Genomic DNA, 19,371 nt, shown 5'->3' with positions numbered 1-19,371 from the left:
CAGGGGGAGCGACATGACGGAAACAACCGGGGCGTCGGATCAGCGCAAGGGCAAGGGCCGACGCAAGGGCCTGAAAATGGCGCGGATCTTCACCACTCCGGGCGTGCACCCGTACGACGCGCTCGAATGGGAGCGCCGCGACGTGGTCATGACGAACTGGCGCGACGGCTCGGTCAACTTCGAGCAGCGGGGCGTCGAGTTTCCGGCATCGTGGTCGATGAACGCCACCCAGATCGTCGCCAGCAAGTACTTCCGCGGGGCGCAGGGCACCCCCGCGCGGGAGTGGAGCCTCAAGCAGCTCGTCGACCGCGTGGCCGGCATGTACACCGAGACCGGCCGGGCCAACGGCTACTTCGCCTCCGACGAGGACGCCGAGGTCTTCGACCACGAGCTGAAGCACGCGCTGGTCAACCAGCTCTTCAGCTTCAACTCCCCGGTCTGGTTCAACGTCGGCACCACCTCGCGCCAGCAGGTCTCGGCCTGCTTCATCCTGTCGGTCGACGACACCATGGAGTCGATCCTCGACTGGTACAAGGAAGAGGGGATCATCTTCAAGGGCGGATCCGGCGCGGGGGTCAACCTGTCGCGCATCCGCTCCAGCAAGGAGCTGCTCTCCTCCGGCGGCACCGCGTCGGGCCCGGTGTCGTTCATGCGCGGCGCCGACGCGTCGGCGGGAACCATCAAGTCCGGGGGCGCCACCCGCCGCGCGGCCAAGATGGTCGTCCTCGACGTGGACCACCCCGACATCGAGGAGTTCGTCCAGACCAAGGCGCGCGAGGAGGACAAGATCCGCGCGCTGCGCGACGCCGGCTTCGACGTCGACCTCGGCGGCTCCGACATCGTCAGCGTCCAGTACCAGAACGCCAACAACTCGGTGCGCGTCTCCGACGCCTTCATGCGCGCGGTCGACACCGGCTCCTCCTTCGGCCTGACCTCGCGCACCACCGGCGAGGTCATCGGCACCGTCGACGCCCAGGACCTCTTCCGCAAGATGGCCAAGGCCGCCTGGGAGTGCGCCGACCCCGGCCTGCAATACGACGACACCATCAACGACTGGCACACCGCGCCCGAGAGCGGCCGGATCAGCGCCAGCAACCCCTGCTCGGAGTACGTCCACCTGGACAACTCCTCCTGCAACCTGGCGTCGATCAACCTCCTGAAGTTCCTGCGCGAGGACGACACCTTCGACGTCGAGCGCTTCGCCCGGCTCACCGAGCTGATCATCACGGCGATGGACATCTCCATCACCTTCGCCGACTTCCCGACCGAGAAGATCGGCGAGACCACGCGGGCGTTCCGCCAGCTCGGCATCGGCTACGCCAACCTGGGCGCCCTGCTCATGGCGACCGGCCACGCCTACGACTCCCCCGGAGGCCGGGCCGTGGCCGGCGCGATCACCTCGCTGATGACCGGCACCGCCTACAAGCGCAGCGCCGAGCTGGCCGGGATCGTCGGCGCCTACGACGGCTACGCGAAGAACGCCGACGCCCACAAGCGCGTCATGCGCAAGCACGCCGCCGCGAACGACGACCTGCGCACGATCGGCTCGATGGACGCCGAGATCGCCTCCGCGGCCACCGCGGCCTGGCAGGAGTGCCTCAAAGCCGGCGACAAGAACGGCTGGCGCAACGCGCAGGCCAGCCTGCTGGCGCCCACCGGCACCATCGGCTTCATGATGGACTGCGACACCACCGGCATCGAGCCGGACTTCTCGCTGGTCAAGTTCAAGAAGCTGGTCGGCGGCGGGTCCATGCAGATCGTCAACCAGGCGATCCCGCGGGCCCTGCGCAACCTCGGCTACCAGGAGGAGCAGGTCGAGGCGATCGTCGAGTACATCGGCGAGAACGGCCACATCGTGGACGCGCCCGGGCTGCGCCAGGAGCACTACGAGGTGTTCGACTGCGCCATGGGCAAGCGCTACATCAAGCCCATGGGCCACGTCGAGATGATGGCGGCCGTGCAGCCGTTCCTCTCCGGCGCGATCTCCAAGACGGTGAACGTGCCCGAGGAGGCCACCGTCGAGGACTTCGAGCACATCTACTACCAGGGCTGGAAGCTCGGCCTGAAGGCGCTCGCGGTCTACCGCGACAACTGCAAGGTCGGCCAGCCGCTGTCGACCTCGGGGTCCGGGGGCAAGGACACCGCCGCGGACACGGCCGCGGAGGCCCCTGAGCCCGAGGTCATCGAGGTCAACCGGCCGATCCGGCGCCGGCTGCCCAAGAAGCGCCCCAGCCAGACCGTGTCGTTCTCGGTCGGCGGCGCCGAGGGGTACATCACCGCCGGCTCCTACCCCGACGACGGCCTGGGCGAGGTCTTCATGAAGCTCGGCAAGCAGGGTTCCACCCTGGCCGGGGTCATGGACGCCTTCTCCATCGCGATCTCCATCGCGCTCCAGTACGGGGTCCCGCTGGAGACCTACGTCGAGAAGTTCACCAACATGCGGTTCGAGCCCGCCGGCATGACCGACGACCCCGACATCCGCATGGCGCAGTCGGTGGTGGACTACATCTTCCGCCGCCTGGCGCTGGACTACCTGCCCTACGACGAGCGCGCCGCGCTCGGCGTGCTCTCGGCGGAGGAGCGCCGCGCCCAGGTCGCCGGCGAGGACCCGGCGCACTACGCGGCCCAGGTGGAGTCCTACGCCCAGTCGGCCCCGCTGACCCCCGCCGAGCAGAAGGCCGAGAAGGCCGCCAAGGCCGACGTGCCCGCGCGCGCCGAGGCCGACCGGGCCCAGCCGCACACCACGACCGAGCTGATCGAGATGAAGCAGGGCTTCGTCGCCGATGCCCCGCTCTGCGTCACCTGCGGCACCAAGATGCGCCCGTCCGGCAGCTGCTACGCCTGCGAGGGCTGCGGCGCCACCAGCGGATGCAGCTAGCACCGTAGGGCGGGGCGACCCGCCCGGGCGGAAGGCGAGACGATACGGCGGGGGCCCCGCGAAGAGCGGGCCCGCCGCCGCATTGTTGCCATGGGATCCGTTGCCACCCGACGCCATGACACCCCCTCGACTCGCACCACCACCGACCTGGTGTGTGCGCAACCTACGGGGAGAGGGAGACATTTGCCCGTACGGGAGAGTCCGTCGATTCCCGAGGTGTGATGGAGCGAAACCCGGGCATGGACTTACCACCGTCGGTAGCATCCTCGATATGAAGGCGACGATGACGAAGCCGCAGCATGGCGATGAGCCCGGAAGTGACGAGAGTCCCCGAGGATGGACGGCCGTCCCCGATTTCGTCGGCCGGGCCCGCAAGGTCAGTGTGTCGATGCCGGAGGACTTGAGTTACGCCGTCCGTGAGCGCGTCGGACGTGGCGAGTTCAGCCGGTATGTGTCCGACGCTGTGGCCCGCCAGCTGGAATTGGATCTGCTGGGCGAACTCGTCGAGACGCTCGAAGCCGAGCACGGTGTTCCTCCGGAGGAGATGATCGCGGAGGCGGAAGCGGCATGGCCCGACGCAGAGTGACCATCGGCGGAACGCTGATTCTGGACAGCGAGGGGCTGTGCAAGCTCGCGGAGGGCGATGGCCGCGCCCTCGCCTTCGCCAAGACCGCGTACCGGAGGCGTACCCGAGTGGTCGTCAGCGCGATCACGCTGACCGAGGTCATCCGCGGTACCCCCCGGGATGCTCCGGTGCACCGTGTACTGTCCCACATCCTGATCCTCCCAGTGACCCGCGAGATCTCCTGTTCTGCCGGTGAGCTGCTGGGCCGGACCGGGTTGTCCGGGCATCGCTGCGCGATCGACTCCGTTGTGGCGGCCACCGCACTCGGGCAAGAGCGTCCAACCGTTCTGCTGACGAGCGATCCCGATGACATGAGCCGGCTCGTGGAGGAGCACGGGTGCGCCAAGGAGGATCGGATAGAGGTCGTGCATGTGTGATCGTGTGTCGTCCCATCGGGACGAGAACGGCGGCGTGCGGGTGGTCCCCGAAGCCGGAGGGTGGTCCATCTTCATCACCGATTTGCCTCTCGCCGCGGACGGCGCGACGTTCGAGGCGGCGCTGTCGGAGATGGTCGATGCGTTCCGTGAATACGCGGAGGACTGGCACGACCACCTCTTCGACGCCCCGAACCATCGAGACAACAGCGCGCTCGTCCAGCTGATCGAACGCAGCGGCGACGAGGAGTTGCGGCGCTGGCTGCTCGGTGCCGCGGCGGACGGCCGGGCGCCGCGATTCGGCTGAGGGCGCTACCCGGAACTGCGCGGACCCTCGCGTGGTGCGCGGGCGGGGCGCGGTGGGTGGTGGCGGGTCCTGGCACGATCCGGCCATCGTCCGCTCTGTGGGTCCTCCGCCCCGCGGTCGCGGGGCGGGGCGGGTGCGTGCCGCAGGACGTGGATCCGCAGGTCGGAGGGGTCGTCGACCGGACGGGTGGGCGCTGCGTCCCGCGCTGTCCCGAGGCGGTCGGGACGCTCGCTCCGACAGGTCGGCGCCACCTTCCGTTCCCTCCGCATGTGTCCTGATGTGGGAGGATGCGACCACCCCTGACCAGGATCGGCGGAACCGCGCGTGAGGCGTCCGCGTCGTAGCTGTCGATTCCGCGATCACCGCGACCACCAAGGGAGTCGATTCTCATGTCCTTCGCGCAGACGGTGCGCGGGGCCGCCGGCACCATCGCCCAAGGGGGCGATCCACGGGAGGCGGTGTCCAACGCGCTCGGCGAGGCAGCGGAAGGTGTCGGCCTCGATCCCGGCGACTTCCTGGCAGCCCGCGACCAGGGCTCCTCGGTCGGTACCCGCATCGAGCAGAAGACGTCGTCGCTCGGCAACGCCGGCGAGGCGCTGAACAGCAGCTCGTTCGAGCGGGGCAAGGGCGGACCGGTCCACGTCATCACCCCGATGGTGATCCCCCGGGGCCGCACGTTCGGGGCGATGCTCCCCGTGATCGCCCTCGTGGTCGTCGGCGTGATCGGGCAGCTGGTGACCCTGCCGCTCTCGGCCTTCACCGGCGCGCTGCTCAACCCGTTCTTCGGCGTGCACTACTGGCTCATCGTCATCGCCGTCGCCGCCTTCATGTGGTGGCGCCAGGGCCTGGTGATGGTGCCCGACGGCTGCGCCGCCCTGATCACCAAGTTCGGCAAGCTGGAGCAGATCGTCGGCCCCGGCCGGGTGACGCTCTTCAACCCGTGGAAGCGGGTCTCCTACATCGTCAACACCCAGCGCGAGTACCCGTTCAACGCGCCCATCCGCGAGGCGCCGACCAAGAGCGGGGTCAAGGCGTCCATCGACCTGTTCGTGCAGTTCAAGATCGAGGACCCCGAGCAGTTCATCTTCGTCCTCGGCGCCGTCCAGGGCTTCCAGGAGAAGCTGAACAACGCCATCAGCGAGACCACCCGCAGCCTCATCTACGACCAGCAGGCGTCGGAGATCTACGACATGGTGGGCGAGAACACCGCCCGCCTGCTCGAACAGCTCAACCAGCAGTTCCTGCCGGCGGTGCGGCTGACCAACGCCAACATCACGCACGCCGAGCCCTCCAGCCAGGAGTACCGGATGGACCTGGCGGCGCCGGAGATGGTGCGGGTCGCCAAGGAGGCCTACACCTACGAGTACGAGCTCCAGCTCCGCAAGGAGCAGAACGAGGGCGACCTGAACAAGGAGCTCGCCTCGCTCAACGAGACGCTGTCGGCGATCCAGGCCGACATCGCCCAGTACCAGGCGCAGATGGACACCGCGCTGGAGCGCGAGACCAACCGCGCCCGCGCCCTGGCCCGGCAGCGGTTCGTCGAGGCGGAGAGCACCGCCAACGCCAACGCGGCGCTGCTGGAGGCCCAGGCGCTCGACATCCGCGCGGTCAGCGCGGCCGAGGCCCCCGAGATCCTCAACTACCGCTACCAGCAGGACCTGCTGGACAAGCTGGAGAGTGTGGCCGAGAGCCTGCCGCAGGTGCTGCACATCGGCGGCGCCGACGAGAGCAGCGTGAACTTCCTGCGCATCGCCCAGGGCATCATCGGCGAGACCGACGCCGCGCTGTTCTCCGACGACGACATGGCCGCCATCCGCACCCGGCTCCACGACATCTCCGCCCGCATCGCCGAGCGCGAGGCCGAGATCAGCGACCTGCTCACCGCGGAGCAGAGCACCGTCGAGGCCCCGGACCCCGACGCCCAGGAGGTGCCCGGCGCCGACCGCGTCGAGGAGATCCGCCGGTCGGTCGCCGACGAGGCCGTCGGCCAGCGCATGGAGGCCGCGGGGGACGAGCCCCCGGCCGCCGCACCCGCACCGCCCGCGCCGCCCTGGGGTTCCCCCGGTGGCGCCGGCTCGTCCGCTCCGTTCGAGGGAGGCCGGCAGTGAGCACACCCGAGCAGGGCCGCAGCGGGTCCAGCATCAAGGAGGCGGTGTCCTCCTGGAACGACATCGCGCGCCTTCTGCGCGGCGGCGACCAGGGGGCCCTGGTCCCCGTGGTGATCCCGCGCGACAGCCGCGGGCTGAAGTGGACGTTCCCCGTCTGGCTCGCCGTCTACTGCCTCACCGCCGCGCTGCTCCTGGCCACCGTGGGCGACGCGGTGTTCCTGGGCTGGGCCGCCCTGCCGTTCTTCCTCGTCGCGCTGGTGTCCCTGCTCTCGGGCCTGCTGTGGTGGTGGCGCTCCTCCATCGTGGAGATCGAGCAGGGCACGGTCGGCGTGCTCACCAAGTACGGCGCGGTCGTCGGCCAGCTCGACCCCGGCCGCCACTACCTGTGGCACCCGTGGTCGCGGGTGGACTTCGTGGTCGACATCTCGACCGAGATCCCCTACACCGCCCCCGTCCTGGCCTGCCCCACGCACGAGAACGTGCCGCTGAAGTCGATCGAGTTCTTCCTGAAGTTCCGGATCATCGACGCGGTGGCGTTCGTCCGCACGATCGGCGCCAGCAACTTCGACCTGGTGCTGTCCAACGCGGTGCAGGACGCCATCCGCCAGCGCAGCCGGCGGGTGCGCACCGAGAGCGCCTACGACCTGCGCGGCTCCGACGTCGCCGACATGCAGGACCTCCTCAACCGCCAGCTCAGCCGGTACGGCGTGCGGATCATGGGCTGCAACATCCCCGATGTCCAGCTGCCCAACCAGTACCAGCAGCACCTGGCCACCCGCGAGCGGGTCGCCAAGGAGCTCGTCGCCTACGAGCAGGAGTGGGAGCTGACCCGCAAGCGGCGCATCGACACCCTGCTCATGGACATCGAGCGGTCGAAGAAGACCCGCGACGCCAAGATCGTCGAGGTCAACGCGGCGCTGAACAAGGCCCGCAAGGACGTCGCGCAGATGCTGGAGGAGCAGGAGACCGAGGCCCAGCGCGTGCGCTACGAGATCGAGACCCGGGGCCGGGCCGACCTGGTGGCGGCGCAGAACGAGGCCAAGGCGCAGCGCCGGCTGGCCACCTCCTACCGCGACAACCGGGCCGTGCTCCAGTACGAGCTGGCCCGGCGGCGGCTGGACGTGGGCGCCACGCTCGCCGAGCGCGCCCCGCAGCCGGTGGTCGTGCGCGCCGAGGGCGGCGGCGACTCCTCGGCGCTGTCGACGCTGCTGCTCGCCCAGATGCTGCCCGAGATCGGGCGGCGCTCCGGGGGCGCCCGGGCCCCACTCGGGGCGGCCGCGGCGGGGGAGCAGGTCGCGGAGGCCGTCGGGGACGCGTTCCAGCAGGCCCAGGGGTCGGTCGCGGCGGCGGCCGGCCGCCAGCAGCAGATGGCCGAGCAGTTCACACAGGACCAGCAGGAGGCCATGCGCCGCCAGTTCCAGCAGGGCGAGGGCTACGGCCGCCGCTGACGCACGGCGGAGACGACGAAGGGGAGGCCGGTCGGCCTCCCCTTCTTTTTCCCGCCGGCGGTCGCCGTTTCCGCGACGGCCATCCGGTTTTGTCCCGAATGCGGCCCGGTAAATGGTCAAGCGGCGGGAAAACGGCCCGGGCCCCACCCGGTGAACCCGGGGAAAGGGCGGGGGCCGCCGCCGGCGCGCGCGTGCGCGTTCACGCGGCGTGCACGAGCTCGCGGTATCCGCTGTCGATATCGACCCCGTGCCGTGCGGCGATCTCCACCAGGTCCTCGATCTCGCCGGCCTGCACCAGGCAGAGGTCCTCGTCCCCGCGCGCGTGCGCGCGGCGCAGCGCGCGCACGGCATCGTAGATGCGCAGGTGCAGGGTCGTCATGAACTCGCTCATATTCGGTTCCCGTTCATCGAGGGAGACGTCGTGGAATGCCGCCACGGGACATGTCTACCCGCACCGTATAAAGGCCGGGTTAGCGAAAAGCGCCGTGGACGGGAGAACCGCCGGTGGTGAATCCCACCGGCGGTCCGGGAACCGCGGATCCCCGGCGCCCCTAGTACTCGCTCCAGGAGTACCAGTGGCCGGAGATGTGCTCGTAGACCACGCCGCCGTGTCCGGCCAGGAACTCGTCGGTGGGCAGCGGGTCGGCGCTGAAGGCCAGCCCCGAGTGGTTGATCATCCCCGCCCCCCGCACCGTGTAGCGCGTGATGCCCTCCGACACCGACACCGCCTCCAGCGGGTACAGCCCCGCCCACGCGCCGTTCATCTGCACGGTGGCGGACCGTTCGGCGGTGTCGCCGGCCGCCAGCAGGGCGTCGGTGGAGGCGTCGACCCGGGTCTGGAGCGGGGCGTCGGCGATCGACAGGACGATCGCGGTGAGGGCGATGAGGGGGGCCGAGATCCAGCGCACCCAGTAGTGGCGGATCATCGGCCGGGCGATCGACAGCGCGATCCCCAGCCGCAGCGCGCCCATGGCCGCAAGCAGCCCGCCGCCGCCCACGCCCAGCAGCAGGCTGGGCAGGTGGCCGCCGGGGACGCTGTCCTCATAGAGCAGGACCAGGCCCACGACCACGCAGGCCGGGATGTAGAGGCGCCCCGGTGGCCGCGACGCCCAGGAGATCATCCGCTGCCCCAGCGTGGGCCGGTGCGCGATCTCGATCAGCTTCGCGACCGAATTGTCCTCGGCGGCGGACATGCCAGCGTCTCCCCCACTTATTGAGATGAAATGCGCAGCCGACGGCGGAACGCGGTCCGGTGCCGGCGTCAAGTACGTGACGGCCGCCCGAACGCGGCCCGGCCTTCAGGATAGGGGAGTGGCGGCGCTTCTTCGGGCCGTCGCGGGGAAGTGTCGGGCCTTTCCGCAACGCGTCCGCGGGCGCGCCCCCGGCGTGCCGCGGCGCGGCGCCGCCACACCATCCGGTCCAGCGCCAGGCGGCCCGGGCGCAGGGCGGCCGCCAGGCACGCCGCGGCCACCACGGCCAGGGCGGCGGTGGACCCGCCCGTGAGCGCCTCGGCGGCGGCCGGGCCGCCGCCCAGGGCCAGGACCGCCAGCAGCGCCCCCGCTGCGGGGCCGAGGAACCCGAGGGCGAAGGCCGCGGCCGCCGCCGCCTCCGCGCAGGCCACGGTGTCCGGTGGGAGGACGTCCGCGGCGGGCGGCCCGGGAGCCCCGCCCCGCAGGGTCCGCCAGGCGTGCTCGGTGAACAGCCAGCCCACGCCGAGCCGTACCGCGAGCGCCGCCGCGTCGTACAGTCCCGCGCGAGCGGTGTCCCAGCGCCGCTTCACCCCTGATCACCCTCCGCCGCCGCGCCGATGAGTCATGCGGAAACTACCGAATGTCACATGGCGGATCGGTGCGCCACACGCGGCAGGGCCGGAAAACACGGTCCGGATGTCCGGAAAAGCGCTGGTGGGGAGGCACGGTACCGCCCTTTCGCGGCGCGCCGCACGCCGCCGGTACGGGCGGGCGCCGGTGCGGCGGTGCCGACGCCCTAAGCTGTGGGCGTGGCCGTCTCCCCCTCCATCACACCGCCCAGCTACGAGCTGGAGCATGAGCTGTCCGCGGCCGGCGCCGCCCTCATCGCGGGGGTCGACGAGGTCGGCCGGGGCGCCTGGGCCGGACCGGTCGTGGTCTGCGCCGCCGTCACCGACGGCTCCGAACCCCCCGAGGGCCTCACCGACTCCAAGAAGCTCACCCCCGCGCGCCGGGTGTCGATGGGCGACCTGCTCCGGCCCTGGGTGCGCGACCACGCCATCGGCGCGGCCGACCCGGCGGAGATCGACGAGCACGGCATGACCGAGGCCCTGCGCAGGGCGGCCGGGCGCGCTCTGGCCGGCCTGCGGACCCGCCCCGACGCCGTCATCCTCGACGGAAAGCACGACTATCTCGGCCGCCCCTGGCGGGTGCGCACGGCGGTCCAGGCCGACCTGTCCTGTGTGACCGTCGCCGCGGCGTCGGTCCTGGCGAAGGTGCACCGCGACGCCTACATGGCCGGGCTCGACCCGGACTTCCCGGATTACGGTTTCGCCACCGGAGCCGGCTATCCGTCCCCCGCGCACCGTGCGGCACTCGCGGAACACGGGCCGACACCCCACCACCGGATGTCCTGGTCCTACCTGGACGACCTGCCCAAATGGCGGCACCTGCGGCGGCCTCGGCCGTACCCGGGCGGGCAGCTGCCCCTGCTGTAGGCCGCGGCCCGCCCCCGCCGGGCGGCGACACGCGCGCCCTCCGGCGGGCACGACCGCGTAGGAAAGCCGCCGGATCGGCGGCAGTATGGGATCTCCGCCGCGGCCCGCTTAGGTCGCGGCCCCCGGCGGTACAAAGGAGTGCGGGCGATCTCCGCCGCACGACCATCGGAGCCGGACGGCTGGGGACGACACGGAAGGGGCTGGGATGCCGCGCGACGACCGGTCCCGGATCACCGGCAGACCCGAGGGCGCGCCGGCGCTCGCCCGGGTACGCGCCGTATACCACGCCCAGTCGGCGCGTACGCGCCTGCTGGCCGGGGTCGGCGCCGTCACCCTCGTGGCCGCGGGCGCGTGGATCGCCGGCACCCCCGTGCTGTCCGCGGTGGCCGTCACGGTCGCGGTGATCGCGGTCTTCGCCGCGCTCATGCGCTCCTCCGACGCCGTGGCCACCACCCTGATCGGCATCGCCTGGCTGATCCTGGCCTACACCCTGTTCCAGATCCCGCTGTCGGTGGCCGACTTCTCCGTCCTGCTGTTCCTGCCGCTGGTGCCGCTGCTCGTCGCGCTGGCCGCGTCGCGGATCCCCGACTTCCCCGTCTGGCACACCACGCTGCTCGCCCTGCTGGTCGGGCTCATCGTCGGACTCGCCGTCGCGCTCGCCGGGATGCTCACCGGGTCGGCCCCGCCCGCGCTGGGCATCACCTGCTGCGCGCTGGCCGCCGCCGCGGCGCTGGGCTGGCGGTCGGCCGCCGGCTACCGGCTGCGCCGCAGCCTCCAGGAGATCGGGGCGCCCCCGCCCGGCCGCTCCGGGTACTCCGGCCGCCCCGCCGCCGCCCCCGGCGGCCCGGGGACCGGGCGGAGGGCGACCGAGGGCGCGGCCCGGCCGCGCCCGGCGGCCGCCGCGGAGACCGACGACACCCCGCCCATCCCGGTCCACGAGGCGCTGGCGGGGCTGGAGGACATGATCGGGCTCGACCCGGTCAAGCAGCAGGTCCGCGCGATCGCGGCGTCGATCGAGGCGGCCCGGCTGCGGGCCGACGCCGGCTACTCGGTCGACAAGCCGCTGCGCCACCTGGTCTTCTCCGGCCCGCCCGGGACCGGCAAGACCAGCGTGGCCCGCACCCTGGCGACCATCTTCCACTCCTTCGGCCTGCTTCCGACCCCGCGCGTTGTCGAGGCCCAGCGCGCCGACCTCGTCGGCGAGTACCTGGGGGCGACCGCGATCAAGACCAACGAGCTGGTCGACCGCGCCCTGGGCGGGGTGCTCTTCATCGACGAGGCGTACTCCCTGGTCAACGAGGGCGACGGCCAGCCCGACCGGTTCGGCAACGAAGCCGTGCAGACGCTGCTCAAGCGCGCCGAGGACGACCGCGACCGGCTGGTGGTCATCCTGGCGGGCTACGAAAGCGAGATGGACCGCTTCCTCGCCTCCAACCCGGGGCTGGCCTCGCGGTTCGCCACCCGGGTCACGTTCCCCAGCTACACCGCCGACGAGCTGCTGCGCATCGCGGAATCCCTCTTCGAGCAGCGCGGCGACATCCTCGCCCCCGACGCGCGGCCCGCGCTGCGCCGCCGCCTGGACCAGACCGTCCAGCGGGGGGTGATCGACGACCTGGGCAACGGCCGCTTCGTGCGCTCGCTGGTCGAGAAGGGGGCCGAGGCCCGCGACGTGCGCGTGGTGACCACCGGCGAGGCGGGGCGGCCCCCCGGCGCCGAGGACCTGATCACGATCCGCCCCGACGACATCGCCACCGCCTACGACGGCCTCACCGCGCGCCTGCCGGGCTTCGGCGAGACACCCGACGTCGACGAGGCCCTGGCCGAGCTCGACGCGCTGATCGGGCTGGAGCCCGTCAAACGCCACGTGCGCTCGATCGTGGCCCAATTGCAGGTCGCCAAGCTGCGCGAGGAGCAAGGGCTGCGCAACCAGCCCCCGATGCGCCACTTCGTCTTCTCCGGTCCGCCCGGAACGGGCAAGACCTCGGTGGCGCGGATCCTGGGCCGGGTCTTCGCCGCCCTCGGGCTGCTCAACCGCGCCGAGGTCGTCGAGGCGCAGCGCTCGGACCTCGTGGGCGAGCACCTGGGGGCGACCGCGATCAAGACCGGCAAGCTGGTCGACCGCGCCCTGGGCGGGGTGCTCTTCGTCGACGAGGCCTACGCGCTGGCCAACCCCGGCTACAGCGGCGGCGACGCGTTCGGGGCCGAGGCCATCCAGACCCTGCTCAAGCGCGCCGAGGACGACCGCTCCCGGCTGGTGATCGTGCTCGCTGGCTACCCGGCCGAGATGGAGCGCTTCCTGTCGAGCAACGCCGGGCTGTCATCGCGCTTCAACGTCCGCGTGGGGTTCCCCAGCTACACCCCCGACCAGCTGACCGAGATCGCCGAGGCGGTCGCCGAGCGTACGGGCGACGCGTTCGACCCGACCGCCCGCGAGGACCTCACCCGCATCTTCGGCTACGTGTGCGAAGCGGGCTGGATCGACGAGCTGGGCAACGGCCGGTTCGCCCGGTCGCTCTTCGAGAAGGCGTGCTCCTACCGCGACCTGCGGGTGGCGGAGGAACTGGGCGAGGCCGCCACCGCCGCCGAGCTGACCGTGGTCACCAGCGACGACGTCCGCCAGGCGTACTCCGAGGTCACCCAGCGCTGAGCCGGGCAGCGCCCGCGGCCACCGCGCGGACGCCGTTCCCCGGGACGCGCTCTCCTCCTCGCTCGGCTCCGGCGGTCTCGTGGGGGGCCTTCGGCTGGGGCGGGGCCGCCTGCGCTCGCTCGTCGGCTCGCCGTTGGTGTTGTACGGTCACGCTCTCCTCCTCGCTCGGCTCCGGCGGTCCCGTGGAGGGGCCTTCGGCTGGGACGGGGCCGCCTGCGCTCGCTCGTCGGCTCGCCGTTGGTGTTGTACGGTCACGCTCTCCTCCTCGCTCTGCTCCGGCGGTCCCGTGGGGGGGCCTTCGGCTGGGACGGGGCCGCCTGCGCTCGCTCGTCGGCTCGCCGTTCGGTTCCCCGCCGCACACCGGCCCCGCGCGGGCCTTCGTGCCTCCCGCGCGCCCTGCTAATGTCCGGCGCATGAGTGGATCCAACGCCCCCATCCGCCAGGCCGTCATCCTGGCCGGAGGCCAGGCGACCCGGCTGCGGCCCTACACCGACACCCGGCCCAAGGCGATGGTCGAGGTCGCCGACCGGCCGATCATCGACTACCAGCTCGAATGGCTCGCCGGCCACGGGGTCGAGCACATCGTGGTCTCCTGCGGGTACAAGGCCGAGGTGCTGCGCGACCACTTGTCGGCCCGCGACGGCGGGCCCGAGATCAGCCTGCTGGTCGAGGACGAGCCCCTGGGGCGGGGCGGCGCGCTGCGCTACGCGGCATCGGGCCTGCGCCCGTCCGACGCCCCCTACTTCGCCCTCAACGGCGACGTGCTCACCTGGTTCCCGCTGGACGAGTTCACCGCCTACCACCGCGAGAAGGGCGGCCTGGCCACCCTGGCGCTGGCCCAGTACCAGACCAGCTGGGGGATCGTCGACGTCACCGACGACGGCACGATCGAGGGGTTCACGCAGAGTCCCCTGCTCCCGTTCTGGATCAACGCCGGCGTCTACATCTTCGAACGGGCCGCCACCGAACTGCTGCCCGTCAAGGGCGACCACGAGTCCAGCACCTTCCCCGACCTCGCTGCCGAGGGTCGGCTGTTCGGCTACCGCATCGACGGCTTCTGGCGCGGGGTCGACACCGTCAAGGACGTCAAGGAGGCCGGCGAGCAGATCCCGGCCCTGCGCGGCGGCGCGTTCACCTCCTGACGGAGGCGCCGGGGGCCGATACGGCCCCCGGCGGCCCGCTCCGCCGCCCGTTGCCCAACGGCGGGGAGCGGGGGAGCGGGGCCGGGGCCCGCAGGGTCACAGTCCTTCGAGGCGCTTCTCGGGTTCGTCGCCCCCGGCTTCGGCGGCGGCGACCGTGTCGAGCAGGATCCGCAGCACCTCGGGGCGGCTGTGGCCGCGGTCGAGCAGCCTCTCGGCCGCGCTCCACAGCGCCGGCGGGTCGCCGCGCCACAGCCGCTCGGCCAGGCGCTCGTGGGCGGCCAGTTCCTCCTCGGCGCCCGGGCCGTCGGCGCGGGCGTCCGGAGCGGGGCCGGGGGCGCCCTGGGCGGAGTGCTTGCCGCGGTGGGTCACCGGGGCGTCGTACTCGCCGAAGTGGTCCAGCCGCAGCAGAGCGCGCCGGCCCTCGGGGGTGCCGGGGTCGAACTCGGCGGCCGACTCCTCCAACAGGTCGCTGGTGAGCAGCGGGAAGGCGAACATGCGCCGCGGCAGCGCCGACAGGTCGCCGTCGGGCAGCAGCCGCCGGATCACCTCCTGGCGCAGCCCGAACGACGCGGCGAGGTCGAGATAGGAGGTGGTGAAGGCCGAGGTGGCCTCCCACAGCGCGTCCAGAGTGGCGCCCACCGCGACCTCCGGCAGCCCCGTCCGCGGACCGGCCCAGCGGATCCAGGCGGCCAGGACGTGCGGCATGGCCTCCTGCTCCTCGGGCAGCAGGATCAGCCGGCGCGGGAGCCACGTCAGCAGGAACGCCTCGACCTTGCGCGGGCTGACCCGCATCGGGCGGCCGCCGTCGACGTCGCACCCGTAGGCGATGATGTGGTCCACGCAGCGGCTCGCGGCGTAGGAGTCCGACAGCTCCGCGGCGGCGTCGGAGGCCAGGAACCTGGCGGCGAGCGTGGCCCGCCGGTCGCGGCGCCACACCGGGCGGAGCGGGGCGCGGGCGGACTCGGGCCGGCGCGGCAGGGCCCGCACCCGGGCGCGCAGCAGCGCGTGGTGGGCGGCGAGGGACGCACCGATCAGGCCGGGGCTGTCGGGCCCGGCGGCCGAGGGGCGCTCGCCGGCTCCCTCCAGCGCCAGATCGGTGCGGCGCAGCGCGTCCTCCAGCAGCCTGCGGGCGCGGTCCGGGCGCAACGGGGTGAACGTGGCCATGGGGTCGCCGCCTTCGGCCGCGCTGCGGCAGTGCGCCAGGAGCCGGTCGACCTTGGTGGTGACCCAGGCGTCGCGCAGGATCCCGCCGCTGTTGTGGTCGACCACCGCGATGAGGGCGTGCTCGGTGGCGCCGCCCGCCGGGGCGGCGGCGCCCCGGTCGCCGTGGCCGGAGCCGGCGGTGTCGGCCGCGGCGGGCCGCTCGGCCTCGTCGTCCCGCTCGCCATCGGTGTAGCGGAAGACGCAGATGATGTCGTCGGTGTCGGCGAACCCGCTGCCGGACACATAGGCGGCGACCGGCTGGACCCGGCCCAGGGAGTCGGCCCACGCCGGGCGGCGCACGTCGCGCGACGTCAGCTCCTGGACCCCGGTTTCGGCGAGTTCGCGGTGGCGCTCCGAGATGCCCAGAACCCGGATGCCGGCGAGCAGGGCCAGGCCGGCGGGGGTGCCCGCGCCGGCCGCGCGGGCGATGAGCCCTTCGGCGAGGCGGTGCTCGATGTCCATGCCCGGCATGCGCCGCCCCCACCACGACCCCAGCATTTCGCTGACGCCGAGCTCGGCGTCGAGGGGGTTGCGCGTGGCGAGCAGCGCGCGGGTGGCGCGGAGCATCTCGGTGAACACGGCGTCCGGCAGGGCTGTGGGGTCCGGCCGCCGGGAAAGGGGAGGTTCCGACACCCGACAGAGCCTAAGGCACCCGCCCCCCGAACCAGGGCGGATCGCGGCCATCCCGGTCATCGTGGCGCAGGCCGGACGGTGCCGCACGCGGCGTCGTGCGGGGCGGCCGAACGGCACCCGGCCGCCCCGCACGACGGCCCCGCCGCTGCGGACCCGGCGCGGCCGTACGCACGGGAACGCCCCTGACCTGGGAGAATGACCGGCGGATGGCGTTGTCGGGCCGGACGGCGGCCACCGCCGGCCGCCGCCGAACACCCGCCGGCGCGGCCGGGCCGTGTCCCGGCGGCGCGACACGCCGGACGCGCCGCGCGGCCGGCGGATGCGGCGTGTTTCCGATGTCCGCCGTCCGTTGGGACCGCCGCAGCGGGGGGCGGCGGGCGGCCCCGGTGCCGGCGGACCGCCCTCCGGACCGGACCGTAACTCCGCCGGAAAACCGCGCCGTACCTCTATGAACAGCGGAAATACCGAGCGTCCCGCGCGTACGCGCATTTCCGGACATTGGCCGTAACGGGTCTGATTTGACCGTCTCGCGGGATTTCGGCGGAGCCGTGTCCAACATCTTGGTAAAGGGGCGACCGAAATGCGCCCGGGTATCCCCCTGGAGGCGGGTGAAGTCGTAGTATTTACCTTCCGCTATGGCCGCTGACTTTCTGCTGCGACCGACTCGGCGTGACCGATCGGTTGTGGCCTATGCTGATGCGGTGGCGACGGCCGACCCTGTTGCCACATAGGCCCTCCGCCGGCTCCGAACGCGGCGAGCGCGTCGCGGGCACGAGGGAGTCGACTGGTGCGATCGCCGACGGTGGGCCAGGAAGGGGGACCCGGGTTCCCATTCCCCCTGGTCCATGCTGGTTAAGCTTCAGGCGCTCGCGTGAGCGAGCCCCCTCGAACGGGGGAAAGGACCCCGGAGGTGTCATTGTTGAGCACCGAGACGTCCGTTCCGCTCCCTCGCATGTCCGGACTCGGTTCCATGGACTCCGCACTGCTGGAGACCCTCCTCAAGGAAGCACCGATCGGGTTCGCGTTCCTCGATTCCCACTCGCGCTTCCAGCGCATCAACCGCACCCTGGCCGCGGTTTACGGGCGCACCGAGGACGAATGCCGGGGGCGCACCCCATCCGAGCTGCTGGGGGACGCCGACGCCGCGGCGCACGAGGCGGCGATCGCGGCCGTTCTCGGGGGCGAGACCGTCGTGTCCGGCGGCCGCTTGGTCAGCCTTCCCACCGCCCGCCCGCAGTCGGCCCACTGGGTCGTCTCGTGGTTCCCTTGCCGGGGCGACGGAGCCGAGGGCGTGGCCCTCATCGCGATCGATCTCAGCGACAGACACACGGCGGAGGTGGCGTTGCGGCGCAGTGAAGAGCGCTACCGGTCCTTGCTCGCAGCCACCAACCAGATCGTGTGGGCGGCCGGCGCCGACGGCTCGGTCTCCGAGGACTGCCCCGAGTGGCGCTCCATCACGGGCCAGACCACCGAGCAGTACCTCGGCCTGGGCTGGCTGGCCGCCGCCCACCCCGACGACCAAGAGCTGGTCACCCGGTCCTGGACCGACGCCGTCGCCGACCGGACCGCTTTCGACGAAGTCTTCCGGGTGCGCACCCAGTCCGGTGACTTCCGCTACTACCGGTCGCGCGCCGTCCCCATCATGCGCGGCGACGAGCTCGTCGAATGGGTGGGCGCGCACACCGACGTCACCACCCAGCACGAGGCCGACGACATGCGCCAGCGCCTCACCCAGCAGCTGGGCGAGGCCGCGCTGCGCACCGTGCGGTTGCAGAAGGCCACCTCCGACCTCGCCGAGGCGCTGACCGTCGACGAGGTCGTGCAGGCCATGTGGGAGATCGGCCAGTCCGCGGTCGGGGCCGACCGCACCGCGCTGGGCGAACTCGACCGCGAACGCCTGCGCCTGCGCCTGCTCGGCGACCACGGCGGGTCCGGCGTCCCCGGCGCGCAGCCGGTCGAGTCCGGGCTGGACTTCCCCTGCTCCATGTCCATGGCGGTGCGCGAGCGCAAGCCCTTCATCGCCGGCAGCCCTTTCGAGCTGCGCGCCCTCCTCGACGACGACCCGCAGGTCGTCACGTTCCTCAAGCACACCGACGAACAGGCGTGGGTGGCGCTGCCGCTGCTGAGCGCCGGGTTGCCGATCGGCGCACTGTGCTTCTCCTTCGCCTCCCAGCGCGACATCTCCGACGAGGAGAAGGTCTTCCTGGAGGCCCTCGCCGGCCAGTGCGCACTCGCGCTCGAACGCGCCAAGCTCTTCGAGCGCGAGCACCGCACCGCCGAATCACTCCAGAAGAGCCTGCTCCCCGAGGACCTGCCCGAGGTCAAGGGCATCCGGATGCGCGCGTTCTACCGCTCGGGCACCCAGAACGTGCAGGTGGGCGGCGACTGGTACGACGCGTTCCCGCTGCCCGACGGCCGCGTGGCCGGGGTGCTCGGCGACGTCATGGGCAAGGGCATCAAGGCCGCCACCGGCATGAGCCGCGTGCGCAACGCCCTGCGCGCCCTCGCGTTCAGCATGCCCGAGCCCGCCGACGTCCTCACCGGCCTCGACCGCATGTTCGACGCCACCGAGGGCGCCGACCAGGTGACCACCCTCGTCTACTTCGTGCTCGACCCCGAGACCGGGCAGGTCGACCTGAGCAACGCCGGGCACCTGCCGCCCCTGGTGGTCTCGGAGAACGCCTCGCCCTGGCTGCTGGAGACCGACCCCGACACGCCCCTGGGCGTGCGGTCGGAGCGGGGCCACCACAAATTTTTCGTGCAACCCGGTAACACCGTCGTGCTGTATTCCGATGGACTGGTTGAGAACCGGAAGCGCGCCGTCGCCTCGGGTCTCGACGAGTTGGTCACCGTAGCGTCACAGGCGTCGCCGGAGGTGGTGGGCGATCCACAGCACATGCTCAAGTACCTTGTTGGGAGCATGCTCAAGGGGTATGAGCAGGATGACGATGTCACACTGCTCGCCGTCCATCTTCCGGTGACCGAGGCCGCACCGGAGCAGTAGCCCGTACGAAGAAGTCCGACACTTTGCCTAAGGTGGAGGAGCCATCAACCCCGCGCACGCGGGGGGTGGATTCGAGGACCCGACGGTGAGGTTGGATCCGCACGGCCCGCGGAGAAAATCTTACTGGGCGGATGTGCCCACACGCTAGAGAGGGCGCATACGCTGAGAAAAAAACGGCTTCCCCGTCCAGGTGGGGATGGCCCCGGGCAGGAGCGAGGAGAGCGCGGTGCTCTCCCTCGTGGCTCTTCGGGCCGCCGGGTCCAGCAATCTCGCCACACGTCCGTTCGAGAGGTGTTTGTGTCACCTGCCAGTTCGA

Annotated in this window: 14 protein-coding genes; 10 read left to right on the top strand and 4 right to left on the bottom strand. The window is 72.0% G+C overall.

Annotated elements, in window-relative coordinates; genetic code table 11:
• Positions 1-13: 13 nt before the first annotated feature.
• The 6 genes from ACFO4E_RS04885 (at position 14) to ACFO4E_RS04860 (ending at position 7,740) form a co-directional block, all read left to right on the top strand.
• Positions 14-2,878 (top strand): vitamin B12-dependent ribonucleotide reductase, encoded by a 2,865-nt coding sequence (locus ACFO4E_RS04885; protein ID WP_378571803.1) that lies wholly within the window; start codon positions 14-16, stop codon positions 2,876-2,878.
• Positions 2,879-3,149: 271 nt separating this feature from the next.
• Positions 3,150-3,464 (top strand): hypothetical protein, encoded by a 315-nt coding sequence (locus ACFO4E_RS04880; protein WP_378571802.1) that lies wholly within the window; start codon positions 3,150-3,152, stop codon positions 3,462-3,464.
• Positions 3,446-3,880 carry a type II toxin-antitoxin system VapC family toxin gene (locus ACFO4E_RS04875; RefSeq protein WP_378571801.1) on the top strand — a complete coding sequence of 145 codons (435 nt, stop codon included), beginning with the start codon at positions 3,446-3,448 and terminating at the stop codon, positions 3,878-3,880. Before ACFO4E_RS04880 ends, ACFO4E_RS04875 begins: the two co-directional genes overlap by 19 nt.
• 4 nt (positions 3,881-3,884) lie before the next feature.
• The gene (locus ACFO4E_RS04870; RefSeq protein ID WP_378571800.1) at positions 3,885-4,184 is read left to right on the top strand and encodes a hypothetical protein; all 300 of its coding nucleotides are present in this window, start codon (positions 3,885-3,887) and stop codon (positions 4,182-4,184) included.
• Between the two features lie 389 nt (positions 4,185-4,573).
• Positions 4,574-6,292 carry an SPFH domain-containing protein gene (locus tag ACFO4E_RS04865; RefSeq protein WP_378571799.1) on the top strand — a complete coding sequence of 573 codons (1,719 nt, stop codon included), beginning with the start codon at positions 4,574-4,576 and terminating at the stop codon, positions 6,290-6,292.
• Entirely contained in the window at positions 6,289-7,740 is a 1,452-nt protein-coding gene (locus tag ACFO4E_RS04860; protein ID WP_378571798.1) for an SPFH domain-containing protein, read from the top strand. Before ACFO4E_RS04865 ends, ACFO4E_RS04860 begins: the two co-directional genes overlap by 4 nt.
• A gap of 199 nt (positions 7,741-7,939) precedes the next feature.
• Here the strand turns inward: ACFO4E_RS04860 and ACFO4E_RS04855 are convergent, their stop codons facing one another.
• The 3 genes from ACFO4E_RS04855 to ACFO4E_RS04845 form a co-directional block, all read right to left on the bottom strand.
• The gene (locus ACFO4E_RS04855) at positions 7,940-8,131 is read right to left on the bottom strand and encodes a hypothetical protein (RefSeq protein ID WP_378571797.1); all 192 of its coding nucleotides are present in this window, start codon (positions 8,129-8,131) and stop codon (positions 7,940-7,942) included.
• Positions 8,132-8,291: 160 nt separating this feature from the next.
• Positions 8,292-8,933, bottom strand: a complete 642-nt coding sequence (locus ACFO4E_RS04850; protein ID WP_378571796.1) for a hypothetical protein — start codon at positions 8,931-8,933, stop codon at positions 8,292-8,294.
• A gap of 68 nt (positions 8,934-9,001) precedes the next feature.
• Positions 9,002-9,520 (bottom strand): histidine kinase, encoded by a 519-nt coding sequence (locus ACFO4E_RS04845; RefSeq protein WP_378571795.1) that lies wholly within the window; start codon positions 9,518-9,520, stop codon positions 9,002-9,004.
• A gap of 219 nt (positions 9,521-9,739) precedes the next feature.
• Between ACFO4E_RS04845 and ACFO4E_RS04840 the strand changes: the two genes are divergently transcribed.
• The 3 genes from ACFO4E_RS04840 to ACFO4E_RS04830 all read left to right on the top strand — a co-directional run bounded on the left by ACFO4E_RS04840 (position 9,740) and on the right by ACFO4E_RS04830 (position 14,215).
• Entirely contained in the window at positions 9,740-10,426 is a 687-nt protein-coding gene (locus ACFO4E_RS04840) for a ribonuclease HII (protein ID WP_378571794.1), read from the top strand.
• Between the two features lie 205 nt (positions 10,427-10,631).
• Complete coding sequence (locus ACFO4E_RS04835) at positions 10,632-13,073, top strand: AAA family ATPase (RefSeq protein ID WP_378571793.1); 2,442 nt, start codon at positions 10,632-10,634, stop codon at positions 13,071-13,073.
• 413 nt (positions 13,074-13,486) lie between these two features.
• Entirely contained in the window at positions 13,487-14,215 is a 729-nt protein-coding gene (locus ACFO4E_RS04830; protein ID WP_378571792.1) for a nucleotidyltransferase family protein, read from the top strand.
• A 96-nt stretch (positions 14,216-14,311) separates the two neighbouring features.
• Here the strand turns inward: ACFO4E_RS04830 and ACFO4E_RS04825 are convergent, their stop codons facing one another.
• Complete coding sequence (locus ACFO4E_RS04825) at positions 14,312-15,985, bottom strand: hypothetical protein (RefSeq protein ID WP_378571964.1); 1,674 nt, start codon at positions 15,983-15,985, stop codon at positions 14,312-14,314.
• A gap of 1,018 nt (positions 15,986-17,003) precedes the next feature.
• Between ACFO4E_RS04825 and ACFO4E_RS04820 the strand changes: the two genes are divergently transcribed.
• Entirely contained in the window at positions 17,004-19,055 is a 2,052-nt protein-coding gene (locus ACFO4E_RS04820) for a SpoIIE family protein phosphatase (RefSeq protein WP_378571791.1), read from the top strand.
• Positions 19,056-19,371 lie beyond the last annotated feature (316 nt).

This window comes from Nocardiopsis mangrovi (assembly GCF_042653925.1).
Lineage (GTDB): Bacteria > Actinomycetota > Actinomycetes > Streptosporangiales > Streptosporangiaceae > Nocardiopsis_B > Nocardiopsis_B mangrovi.
Note: the sequence above shows the minus strand (reverse complement) of the source record. Positions and strands in the feature narration are given on the sequence as shown.